General features: G+C 42.7%; 10 protein-coding genes. 1 reads left to right on the top strand and 9 read right to left on the bottom strand.

Annotation, left to right across the window (positions count from 1 at the left end):
- The first annotated feature begins 306 nt into the window (after positions 1-306).
- Positions 307-1,581, top strand: a complete 1,275-nt coding sequence (locus tag VSA01S_RS00050) for an HlyC/CorC family transporter (RefSeq protein WP_039979394.1) — start codon at positions 307-309, stop codon at positions 1,579-1,581.
- A 127-nt stretch (positions 1,582-1,708) separates the two neighbouring features.
- Here VSA01S_RS00050 and luxS read toward each other — a convergent pair whose 3' ends face one another.
- The 9 genes from luxS to VSA01S_RS00005 all read right to left on the bottom strand — a co-directional run bounded on the left by luxS (position 1,709) and on the right by VSA01S_RS00005 (position 12,284).
- Positions 1,709-2,227, bottom strand: a complete 519-nt coding sequence (luxS, locus tag VSA01S_RS00045) for an S-ribosylhomocysteine lyase (protein ID WP_039979396.1) — start codon at positions 2,225-2,227, stop codon at positions 1,709-1,711.
- Between the two features lie 85 nt (positions 2,228-2,312).
- Positions 2,313-2,891 carry a transglycosylase SLT domain-containing protein gene (locus VSA01S_RS00040; protein ID WP_039979406.1) on the bottom strand — a complete coding sequence of 193 codons (579 nt, stop codon included), beginning with the start codon at positions 2,889-2,891 and terminating at the stop codon, positions 2,313-2,315.
- Between the two features lie 51 nt (positions 2,892-2,942).
- On the bottom strand, positions 2,943-4,508 hold the full coding sequence (gene gshA, locus VSA01S_RS00035) for a glutamate--cysteine ligase (protein WP_039979408.1): 1,566 nt from the start codon (positions 4,506-4,508) through the stop codon (positions 2,943-2,945).
- Positions 4,509-4,663: 155 nt separating this feature from the next.
- A complete protein-coding gene (locus VSA01S_RS00030; RefSeq protein ID WP_039979398.1) occupies positions 4,664-7,504 on the bottom strand; it encodes a M16 family metallopeptidase in 2,841 nt (946 codons plus the stop codon).
- Positions 7,505-7,514: 10 nt separating this feature from the next.
- Positions 7,515-7,976 carry a YqaA family protein gene (locus tag VSA01S_RS00025; protein ID WP_039979399.1) on the bottom strand — a complete coding sequence of 154 codons (462 nt, stop codon included), beginning with the start codon at positions 7,974-7,976 and terminating at the stop codon, positions 7,515-7,517.
- Positions 7,970-8,920 carry an NADP-dependent oxidoreductase gene (locus tag VSA01S_RS00020; protein WP_039979400.1) on the bottom strand — a complete coding sequence of 317 codons (951 nt, stop codon included), beginning with the start codon at positions 8,918-8,920 and terminating at the stop codon, positions 7,970-7,972. Before VSA01S_RS00020 ends, VSA01S_RS00025 begins: the two co-directional genes overlap by 7 nt.
- 146 nt (positions 8,921-9,066) lie before the next feature.
- Positions 9,067-10,197 (bottom strand): sodium ion-translocating decarboxylase subunit beta, encoded by a 1,131-nt coding sequence (locus VSA01S_RS00015; RefSeq protein WP_039979402.1) that lies wholly within the window; start codon positions 10,195-10,197, stop codon positions 9,067-9,069.
- Between the two features lie 9 nt (positions 10,198-10,206).
- Positions 10,207-11,997 (bottom strand): sodium-extruding oxaloacetate decarboxylase subunit alpha, encoded by a 1,791-nt coding sequence (gene oadA / locus VSA01S_RS00010; RefSeq protein ID WP_039979403.1) that lies wholly within the window; start codon positions 11,995-11,997, stop codon positions 10,207-10,209.
- Between the two features lie 32 nt (positions 11,998-12,029).
- Positions 12,030-12,284 carry an oxaloacetate decarboxylase subunit gamma gene (locus VSA01S_RS00005; protein ID WP_039979404.1) on the bottom strand — a complete coding sequence of 85 codons (255 nt, stop codon included), beginning with the start codon at positions 12,282-12,284 and terminating at the stop codon, positions 12,030-12,032.
- Positions 12,285-12,588: the final 304 nt, after the last annotated feature.

Here is a 12,588-nt window from a genome sequence, read left to right as displayed (position 1 = left end):
TGGAGCGGCTATTAAGAGTTAAATTATGTATTCTATGGCTATGGTGACAACATATTGAGGCTGATGAATAATTTAATTAAAACATCGCTCAAATCTATTTCGTTCTCCGACTTTGATGATCGCCTAGATTCATATTTATTTAAGCACTTTGAGTCAGCATGAGAGCATCCAATTAGAATTATAAATTGACGTCATCCACCCTTTATATTAATAATCAAATAAAATAGACTAAGCAGAGCTCAATTGACTTAACTGTCAAGCTCAACCATAAATTAACAAAACATTATTAAAAGGAATAGCAGCGTTTTGGACGACATATCTACGGGTATCTTATTTGCGCTACTCGCGTGTCTTATCGTCATATCAGGTTATTTTTCTGGTTCAGAAACGGGAATGATGTCTTTAAACCGTTATCGTTTAAAACACCTTTCAAATAACGGCCACAAAGGAGCAAAACGAGTAGAGAAGCTACTCGATCGCCCAGATAGATTGATTGGGCTAATCCTCATCGGTAACAACCTTGTCAATATTCTCGCTTCAGCGATTGCGACTATCTTAGGTATGCGCCTTTATGGTGACTTTGGAGTGGCCATTGCCACAGGAGCTCTTACATTAGTCGTCCTTGTTTTTGCTGAAGTCACTCCTAAAACTATTGCGTCTCTTTATCCAGAACGTGTCTCTTACGCCAGCAGTATTCTTCTTACTCTCTTGATGAAGATTTTGTCACCACTTGTGTTGCTCGTGAATTTCATCACTAATGGGTTTATTCGTTTACTAGGCGTAAAAGCTGACCACTCCACCGAAGATCATTTAAGTTCTGAAGAACTGAGAACCGTCGTTAATGAGGCTGGTGCTTTAATTCCTCGCCGCCACCAAGACATGTTGGTTTCGATTTTAGATCTTGAACATGTTACTGTTAACGACATTATGGTACCGAGAAACGAAATTACTGGTATCGATATCAATGATGACTGGAAATCGATTGTACGTCAGTTAACGCACTCTCCTCATGGCCGTATTGTACTATATCGCGATCAGATCGATGAAGTGGTAGGCATGCTTCGCTTAAGAGAAGCCTATCGTTTAATGTTAGAGAAAAACGAATTCAATAAAGAAACGCTTCTTCGAGCGGCCGATGAAGTGTATTACATTCCAGAAGGCACACCACTTAATGTACAAATGTTGAAATTTCAACGCAATAAACAGCGTATTGGCTTAATTGTTGACGAATATGGCGACATTAATGGTTTGGTTACCTTAGAGGATATTCTAGAAGAAATTGTTGGTGAATTCACCACTTCGATTGCTCCAAGTTTGTCAGAAGAAATTACCCCACAAGATGATGGAAGCTTCCTCATTGAAGGCAGTGCTAATATTCGAGATATAAATAAAGGCTTGAAATGGAAACTGCCAACAGATGGACCAAGGACATTAAATGGACTAATCCTTGAACACCTCGAAGACATTCCCCAGAGCCATTTAAGTGTGCAGGTATCAGGACACCCGATGGAGATTATCCAAGTGGAAGAGAACCGGATCAAACTCGTCAAGGTGTATCCAAAGCTAAAGAAAAACAGTTAATGTCTTTTAAAAAATGAGTTTCTAACATCTTAATATTATTGTAAAAAAGCAGCGTCAACAGATCGAAAAAAGAGCCTGACTATATTCAGGCTCTTTTTATTTAAGGCTTATTGATTACTGCTGTCGATTAATCAATACGAAGCTCTTTCAGCATTGATTCAGGCAAGGCCAGCTCATCATTGTGATTAACCGAAACTCCGGCCTCAAGAATACTCCTAGCAATTTGCTTCGCTTCTTCAAGTGAGTGCATCGATGCTGTGCCACATTGATATTCATTCAACTCTGGTATTTTGTTTTGGTTTTCCACTTTAAGTACATCTTCCATTGCAGCAATCCATGCATCTGCGACTTGTTGCTCTGAAGGTGTACCTATGAGACTCATATAAAAGCCGGTACGACATCCCATCGGCGAAATATCGATAATTTCGACATTTTCTGCATTTAAGTGATTACGCATAAAGCCTGCATACAAGTGCTCTAATGTGTGAATACCACGTTCAGAAAGGATGTCTTTATTTGGAGCAGTAAAACGTAAATCAAATACCGTAATGGTATCCCCTTTCGGAGTCTGCATTTTTTTAGCGACTCGCACGGCTGGTGCATTCATTCGAGTATGATCAACGGTAAAACTGTCTAATAATGGCATTACGTATTTCCTATTGTAACGACCTATGCAACACCTGAAGTATTGCGAGTAGGATTGATTGCTGTTCAACCCTCAAGCTAGAAGGTTAAAAAAACCAGCCGCTGTTGTCCTCCAGTTCCTGACGACATTGCTTCAGCTGCCAGCCATAATTTTTTGCTGTCTTCTCAACCCGCCTTGCAACTTTTAATAAACTTGGTTTCGCTTTATATGTCCCACGCTTATAGCCACCTCTCCCTTCGTGGTAAGCCAAATATTGATTATAGGGGTCCCACAAAGAAATCCCTAGCTGTCGACGTGTTTCATGCGTATACCAACCAACAAACATCATTGAGTCATCAAACTGCGTGCGCGATCCACCTTGACTTGTTGCCTTTTGGAAATCTTCCCAAGCCGGATCTTGAGCCTGAGCATAACCATAAGCGCTGCTAACCCTACCCCAAGGAATAAACCCGAGTAAGTAGTCTTTGGGTGGACGAGCATTATGACGAAAGCTACTTTCTTGCTTTATTATCGCCATTGCTACGTGAATCGGCGTACCCCATTCTTCCTCCATGTCCTTGGCATCATCGTACCAATCGGACTTTTCTCGGAATATCTCGCAAATGTTATCTTGTTGCTTTGGCGGTGCTGTTGCACAACCTGTCAATAATATACACCAAATCATTGACTGGAAGAATACTTTAAAACTCACACAATGCCTCAATAAATGATTAATTTATTTAAGATAAGCAAAATAGTCTGCCAAAAACTCATCAAATGACAATGTATCACTTTGCTCTACCAAGATTTGTTTTTCTACCGACTGCGTTGCTTCGGCTTCCATCATCTCTTGTGTATATTGTTGATAATTATGGGCTAAGTTTTCCTCTCGGTACTGTCGACCTAAAGCACAACCCAATTTGCCCAGTCCACCATGAGATTTGGTTTGCTCCAACAGCTGACCAGATACGGTTAACTCCGGCTCATCTATCCACGACTCTAGCTTGTCACACGTCATCTGGTAAGCATTGCCTCCCACAGATTTATCCATTTCAACTGCGATCGCTCGCAAATCAACAAAAACTTGATGAGCCCATTTCTGAAGGGATAATTGTTCGCCATGACAACCAATAGTCAGAAGTAAGCCTTTCTCTCTCCCTGAGACAATGACTTTATTCCAATTATCACGCCAGCACTCAAGTTCACAATTATCCATTGGTTCCGAATCAGAGAGCACCGACCAAGTTAGGAATAAATCTAAAAAGCGAATTTGATCTTCTGTCAAGCCAACAGAGCTAAATGGATTAACATCTAATGAGCGCACTTCGATGTATTCCACCCCTCCGCGTTTTAAAGCTTCTGATGGTTTTTCTCCATTTTTCGTCACGCGTTTAGGACGAATAGGCGCATACAGCTCGTTCTCGATTTGCAGGATATTAGAATTAAGCTGACGGTACTTTTTATCGACTTTCACACCAATCTGGGCAAACTCTTCTGAAGGACGACGGATAGCATCATTAACACCGTCAAGGTATTGCTCTAAACTGTTGAAGCCAATCTTCAGCACACTTTGAGCACTATTAGTATATCCGAGATCACTGAGGCGTAATGACGTCGCTTTAGGCAAAAATAAAGTACCACCTATTTTCTCAAAAGGCAGATCCGTTTCACGCCCGCGAATAAAAGAGCCACACAATGCGGGTGAAGCGCCAAAGAAATAGGGGATCATCCAACCAAAACGATAGTAATTACGAATTAAAGCAAAATAAGCCTCTGATTTTGTCGTTTGGCGTTCTGACTCATTTTGTTCGCCATACAGCGCATCCCAGAAGGACTCAGGAAACGAAAAGTTGAAGTGAACACCTGAGATAATCTGCATCAAGCTTCCATAACGGCGTTTAAGCCCTTCACGGTAGAGCGTTTTCATTTTTCCTGTATTAGATGAACCATACTGAGCCAATTGAATGTCGTCTTGATGCCCAACATAACATGGCATTGATAAAGGCCACATGCGCTCTTCACCCATTTGAACCTGGGCAAAATGGTGAATATCTTTAAGTTGACCCATTAACTCTGGTATTTGATGGGAAACTGGAGTAATGAACTCTAATAACGATTCTGAAAAGTCGGTTGTAACCCATTGGTTGGTAAACGCCGAACCTAGACCTTTCGGATGAGGAGTTGTCGCGATATAACCATCTTGGCGGTAACGTAAGGTTTCACGCTCTACGCCGCGTCCAAACTGCTTAAATACTTCAGGGTGTAATGCAACTTGCTTTAGTCGCGCAGCAAATTCAGTCAAAATCAGATTCACTTCTATTGAGAGCAAGGCACTTGCATTAAAGCAAGTGAAGCTAAGTTATTTATCAACGAATCAGGTCGCTCTTTCTGTATAGATATTCAGCGTCACTAGAAACGAATAGCGGAGGGTAGTTCCTCCGCTATTACATGTGTGCTCTATCGAATGATTTCAAGCATTTCTACGTCTTTTCCTAGCTTTTCGAACTGAGGGCGTAGAGTCTTAGCATCACCGACTACCACAATTTGATAATCCTTTGGATTAAACCACTGTTGGGCTAAATCATTTAAGATCTGCTTATCTACACTTTCAACCAATTTATTACGTTGTTGTAAGTAATCATGGTCAAGGTCATATTTCAATATATCACGAATTAACGCCCCTTTTTGTGTCGGAGTCTCGTATTTTAGGGCATCTTTCTGACCAACAGCTTGGCGCATAAACGCCAACTCCTCATTCGTCATACCATGGCGAGCATAATTACTCAGCTCTTTCTCCATTTCAGTAATTGAGGCCACGGTTGAATCAGCACGCACTTGAGCAGTAAAGACTACGGATCCCATTTCTTTATTACCAGAGAAGTAACCATAAGCACCGTAAGTGTAGCCCTTATCTTCACGTAGATTTTGATTGATGCGGCTATTAAAGTTGCCAGATAAGTTAAAGTTGGCCAGTTGACTGAGGTAAAAATCACCCGTTGCATCGTATGGCATACCTTTACGAACCATCATCACGACACTTTGTGGTGCTCCAGGCTTATCAACCAAGTGAATCTTTTGCGAGCCCAAAGGCATAGAGTGATATTCAGGGTATTGAGGAGCCACTGCTCCTTTCCAATTGTTCCAGAAAGATAACTGCTGTTCTACATTCGCTTTGTCGATATCTCCAACAACCACAATTTGTGCGCTCTGCGGTGTGTAATGTTGTGCATAGAATTGTTTTACATCCTTTAAAGTCAGCGCCTTTAAACTTTCTTTTGTGCCATCTTTAGGTCTAGCAAACTCAGATTCACCAAACAAAACTTGGCGAGTTGCCTGCGTCGCCATCCAGTTTGGCCTTTGATGTTCATAAATGAGTGACTCCAAAGCTTGGTTTTTCACTCGTTCAAAGTCCTGCGGCTTAAACGCTGGGAACAAAAGCATTTCTTCAACAATCTTCAATGTTGGTGCTAGGTTTTTCTCAAGTGCAGAAACACTAATGTTGGTTGTATAGTTTGAAGCATCAATTGATATCACGCTCCCCAGTTTATCCAACTCTGCTTGAATTGACTCTACGCTGTGCTTAGTGGTCCCTTCTTGTATCATGGCTGCGGTTAATTGAGCTAATCCCTCTTGCCCCTTAGATACAAAGCGAGTCCCTGCAGGCAAACTAAATTGCATCATGACCGTTGGCGTTTCTCTACTGATGGTGCCCAGCAGCTCAGAGCCATTTTTGAAATGAATATCGTATAGATCAGGGATATTTGCTTCTACTGGCGCCCCTACTGGAGGCTGTACCGAGCGATCAAAATTATCCACGGCCCGACGATAAGCCAACGTATCATCGGTGACTTTTTTATATTCAGGTAAAGTGCGTTCTGGAGTAACAAAAGTCGCAGGTTTGACTGCAAGTTCTGTTTTTCCTCTTGGCACCACACTTAACGTAATTTTGTTTTTCCCTTCAATAAACTCACGGTAGGCTTTCTCTACTGATCGTGGTGTCACGGCACGGATCTGTTGCAGTTGCTTCTCTAGTAAGTCCGGCTGACCAAAAAAAGTTTGGTTAGACGCCAGTTGCGTTACTTTACCTTGCACGCTCTCCAAAGCGAAGATAGCCCCAGCTTCTGCTTGGCCTTTGAGCTGGGCAAGTCGCTCTTGCGTCACACCTTGTTGGGCGAATTTTTCCAATGAATTCATCAGTTGCTCATAGAGTTTCGCTAAGTCACCTTTATCGCCAGAGTCACCCATTGCGTAAACATAAAAGTTACATGATAGCTCTGAGCATTCATGATAAGCGCTTGCTTGTACTGCTTGCTGTGTTTTCACCAAATCTTGGTAGAGCACACTGTTGGTGCCATCACCTAACACACTGGCTAGGGTATCTAAAGACGCTTGGCTTGCTTCACCATCATAAGTGGTTGGCCAAGCAATCATTACCATTGGCTGCTTAATTCGGTCTTCGAGTGTGATGAACTTGCTCTCTGCCAGTGTCGCAGGTTGCTTCGGTGCATTTTCCACTTCAGGGCCTCGAGGTATTGAGCCAAAGTATTGATTCACCCATTTGAGCGTCTGTTCTACATTGATGTCACCGCCGATGGTCAAAACTGCATTATTAGGCCCGTACCAACGTAGGAAAAATGCCTTGAGATCATTTACATCGACTCGATCGAGGTCTTCTACATAACCAATAGTTTGCCAAGAATATGGATGCCCCTCTGGATAAAGCGCCTCTCCCATGCGTTCACTGATCAAGCCATAAGGTCGATTGTCGTAACGTTGTGCTCGCTCATTTTTAACCGTCGAACGTTGAATTTCGAATTTCTTTTGTGAAACAGCATCCAACAAAAAGCCCATACGATCAGATTCTAACCAAAGGACTTTCTCAAGCTGATTAGCAGGCACGGTTTCAAAGTAATTCGTTCTATCTTTGTTTGTGGTTCCATTTAGAGTACCACCCGCCTCGGTAATGATTTTAAAATGCTCTTGATCGCCAACATGTTCAGAACCTTGAAACATCATATGCTCAAAAAAGTGCGCAAAGCCAGATTTTCCGATTTCTTCTCGAGCAGAGCCAACATGATATGTCATATCAACGTGCACCAGAGGATCGGAATCTTCAGGAGCCAAGATCACCGTTAGACCATTATCAAGTTGATATTTTTGGTAAGGGATTTTGACTTTTCCCTCTTCAGCTTGTGAAGCCTCAATAAACTTAACACCCTTAGGTAGTGGCACTGGCGCTATGGAAGAGCAGCCTGTAATCACCATCAATGAGCACGTACTTAGCCAAAACATTCTCATGTGTTTTTCCTTAAAATAAACCGAGATAAATAGCAGTCAATAAACTATACCTTGCTGCTTTACCTAAAAAAATCAAGAGTAAGCACGGTAGGAACTTCATCCTTAGCCACCCTGCCGCCAGACATAATGGATCACCAATAATGGGCAGCCAACTAAAGAGCAAGCCCCAATAACCATACTTAGCAAGCCAGTTGAGTGCCGTATAGCCGTGTTTCTCTTGCTGAGACTTATTTGGAATCCATAACCCTAACCAAAAGTTAGTCATTCCACCTAGTGTATTACCCACAGTCGCAACTGTGATGATAGAGATAACTGAGTATTGATTAAGGGAAAGCGTGGCAATAAGCCCAGCTTCTGATCCCCCGGGCAATAGAGTGGCACTCAAAAAGCCCGTAAAAAAGAGAACCCATAATGCTGAGTCAGAAAACCAAGAGGTAATGGGTTCTAAAAATGAATAAAACGACTCTAGCATTCCATATCCAACAACACTTTGCCCCTCGTTCGACCAGATTCAACCTGTTTATGAGCGTAACTCACATCGTACATCGAATAGATTTGTTGTATTTCTGTTTTCATCTCTCCTCGCTGTAGCATATCGAGCAACTGTTGCAACTGCTTCCGTTCAGGCTCGAACAACATACCGTGGGCAGTAAAACCCAATTTTTTAGCATGCTCGCACACGAATTCCGCAGAAAGCGTTGGTAAGGTAATCACTCTGGCATTAGGAGCTAAACATGGCAAAGCTGCGAGCGCGGTGTCACCACCAACAAGATCAATCAGTACATCAATGTTTCCAACACATTCTGACACTGATGAAGATTGATAGTTCAGAGCACTGGCTCCTAGACTGTTTATGAAATCAATATTATTAGCACGACACGTTGCAAAGACTTCGGCCTGATGAGCAACAGCAATTTGAATTGCAAAATGCCCAACACCCCCTGCACCGCCAAGAATTAATACTCGATCTCCTGCGATTAAATTGGCTTTTTGTAATGCTTGCAATGCCGTTAGGCCAGCCAGTGGTAAAGCAGCTGCAGATTCTAAACTTATCGAAGAGGGGACTTGAATCACTTCCGCCTCTGGTACACAAACACATTGGCTATAGCTACCACCTCGAAAAGGGAAACCAATACAGCCAGCTACCTTATCCCCTACTTTAAAGTATGAGGTATTGGCTCCACAGGAAACAACTTGGCCAGAGAGATCATAGCCAGGCACCCAAGGTAAATGATCTTTATTGTGTGCTGCTGCCCAACCAAGCCCAGCTCTTGTTTTAACATCAATTGGATTCACGCTAGCAAATGAAACTTTAATCAACACCTCCCCTTCCTTCGGCAAACTTGTAGAGGACACTTGTAATGCCATGACATCTACACTGCCAAAATCTGTTATTACAATCCGTTTGTGTTCCATAGTTTATCCCCAAATAAGAAAATGGGATGCAAATGCATCCCAGTGACTATAAACCATTTTTTTTACAAAGGTTAAGTAGCTCTTCAGCGTTTAAGACGAACCATAGAGAATAAAGTTGTAAACCTAAGAAAGCGCATTTTCATCCATTAGCCAACTAAAGCAAGTAAAATACCTGCAGCTACCGCCGAACCTAAAACACCAGCGACATTAGGTCCCATGGCATGCATCAACAAGAAGTTTTGTGGGTTCGCTTCTAAGCCAACTTTATTCACCACTCGTGCTGCCATTGGAACGGCAGACACTCCTGCGGCACCGATAAGCGGATTAATGTCCTCTTTAGAAAACTTATTCAATAATTTAGCCATTAACACCCCAGCCCCAGTACCAATACTAAAAGCAACGGCCCCTAAACCCAATATACCCAGCGTTTCTACATTCAAAAACTGCTCGGCTTGTAATTTAGACCCCACACCTAAACCTAGGAAAATCGTCACAATATTAATGAGTTCATTTTGGGCAGTTTTGGATAAGCGATCAACAACACCCGCTTCACGCATTAGGTTGCCCAAACAGAACATCCCAACTAAAGGAGTCGCAGCCGGGAGGAATAAAATCGTCATCAAAAGCACCACTAATGGAAAAATAACTTTTTCCCATTTACCAACATGACGCAACTGTGCCATTTTGATCTGTCGTTCTTGCGGTGTTGTAAGTGCCTTCATGATGGGTGGCTGAATAATCGGCACCAGAGCCATATAGCTGTATGCCGCTACTGCTACCGCGCCAAGTAGATCAGGAGAGAGTTTACTGGCTAAAAAGATAGCCGTAGGCCCATCTGCACCACCGATGATTGCAATCGATGAAGCATCGGCCATGGAAAATTCCATCCCTGGTAAATAATTAAGTAATATCGCCCCAAATAAGGTCGCAAAAATACCAAATTGTGCAGCGGCTCCAAGCCATAATGTTTTGGGGTTAGCAATCAAAGCTCCGAAATCTGTCATTGCCCCGACACCTAAAAAGATCAGTAGTGGGAAGACACCAGATTCGATCCCAATGTAATAAACGTAATACAGCAAACCTCCTGGTTCAGTAAACCCCGCATTGGGAATGTTAGCCAAAATTGCACCAAATCCGATTGGGAGTAAAAGTAGTGGTTCAAACCCCTTAAAAATGGCTAAAAAAAGTAAAATACAACCAACCAACATCATACAAACTTGGCCAAACTTAAAATTAGCAATCCCTGTTTCAGACCATAAGGTCAATAATCCATCCATGATCTTTCCTTACGACAAGCTCAACAATGGTGAGCCCACCGCTACAGCATCGCCTTCTTTGACATTTAACACCTGCACAATGCCTCCACGGGCTGCCCTTACTTCAGTTTCCATTTTCATCGCTTCAAGAATGAGTAATACGTCACCCTCAGAGACTTCACTGCCTAATTGCACATTAACCTTAAAAATATTACCAGCCAATGGTGCAGGTATTTCCTCTGAGTGAGTGTTTACAGGCTCTGCCGCAATGGGCTTAACCGAGGCAGCATCATTGCTTGGAGTGACTGAAGTAAGTTGACCTTTCGGCCCAACTTCAACATCGTATACTTGCCCTTCCACTCGTACGCTGTAGGTTTCAACCTGCGTCGTCTGTGTTTGAACAACATCTGAATTTTTGGATTCTACAGCTTCCAAACTGGGAGCAGGTTCAAAAGCATCAGGGTTACCACGATTTTTCAGGAATTTCAGACCCACTTGTGGAAATAACGCATAAGTCAGAACATCATCAATCCGTTCACTGGCTAATTTAATGCCTTCATCCTGGGCTTTTTCCATAAGTTCAAGGGTCAGTGTCTCCATTTCTGCTTCAAGCAAATCTGCAGGGCGGCAGGTAATCGCCTCTTGGCCACCAAGTACTTGCGCTTGTAGCTCAGCATTGACTAAAGCAGGAGTAGCGCCGTATTCACCTTTAAGAATGCCAGCAGTTTCTTTGGTAACACTCTTATAGCGTTCTCCCGTTAGGACATTGATCACCGCTTGAGTACCAACAATCTGAGACGTTGGAGTCACTAATGGAATAAAACCGAGATCTTCACGCACGCGAGGAATCTCTTCTAATACTTCATCAAGGCGTGTAGAAGCACCTTGCTCTTTGAGTTGGCCTTCCATATTTGTCAACATTCCACCTGGAACTTGAGCAATCAAGATGCGTGAATCAACCCCTTTTAGCTGACCTTCCCATTTCGCATATTTCTTACGTACTTCACGGAAATACGCAGCAATAGGCTCTAACTGAGCAAGATTCAGTTGAGTATCGCGCTCGGTACCTTGTAGCATTGCGACCACAGTTTCTGTTGGTGTGTGGCCATAGGTACAACTCATAGAAGAGATCGCCGTATCAAGAATATCAACCCCCGCTTCAGCAGCTTTCACTGCCGTTGCAATCGAGAGCCCTGTCGTCGCATGACAGTGCAATGCTAATGGCACATCACATGACGCTTTGATACGAGTAATAAGTTCTTCAGCCTCATAAGGTTTGAGTAAACCTGACATATCTTTAATACACAAAGAGTGGCAACCAAGATCCTCTAGACGCTTTGCCAAATCCACCCAAGCATCTGTACTATGAACAGGGCTGGTTGTATAAGACAAAGTTCCCTGCGCATGAGCACCAACGTCGATGGCCGCTTTCACCGCAGTATGAAAATTACGTACATCATTCATCGCATCAAAGATACGAAATATATCCATCCCATTGATATGCGCACGTTCAACAAATTTCTCGACTACGTCATCAGCATAATGACGGTAGCCCAGCAAGTTTTGCCCTCTTAATAGCATTTGCATCGGCGTATTGGGCATGACTTTTTTTAGCTCACACAGACGCTCCCATGGGTCTTCGCCAAGGAAACGAATACATGCATCAAAAGTCGCTCCTCCCCAAGTCTCTAGCGACCAATAGCCGACTTTATCTAACTCAGACGCAATCGGCAGCATATCCTCAATACGCATACGAGTAGCAAACAGGGATTGATGAGCGTCACGAAGGACAACATCAGTAATAGCTAACGGCTTAGACATGCTTTTAAACTCCTTTTTCATTCTCTTTTCAACTACTTGACGACAGAAGTGCGATGTTTATGGATCGCTGCTGAGATCGCGGCCACAACTTGTGGGCTAACATTGGAAGAGGTCGATGGCCTGTTCGTGTTTTTTGTTGTTGCCGTAATCGGCTCAGGCTTTTCTTTAGGGACTAATTTAGACAATAGCCGCACGAGATAAACGAGAATGGTAAGGAAAATAAATACAACAACCATCCCTGTGATCATCAGGGTAGCTGCTTCTCCGAGTAAACTTCCTATATTCATCTATTGCTTCCTTTCGTTGTCATCCTGACACGGTACAGGGCGTTAATCGCGCAAATCCCGATCAGTCGATTATCTCGATTGATTAAAATTTGTCAATTTTGATGAATAAAGCTTTTAGAAAATCTCTTATATTGATTATTTATTCACTAGGCAGATCACAGATTATTGTTTTAACTATTCGGTGAACAACAGAAGCAATGCACAACACAAAGAGAATGGCTTGTGGAGATAAGGGAGATTTGAAGACCTTAAGACAGAAATAAAAGCCATAAAAAAACCTCGCCTAAGCGAGGTTTATAAAAGT

This window comes from Vibrio sagamiensis NBRC 104589 (assembly GCF_007990935.1).
Lineage (GTDB): Bacteria > Pseudomonadota > Gammaproteobacteria > Enterobacterales > Vibrionaceae > Vibrio > Vibrio sagamiensis.
This window is presented reverse-complemented; position numbering and strand designations above follow the sequence as displayed.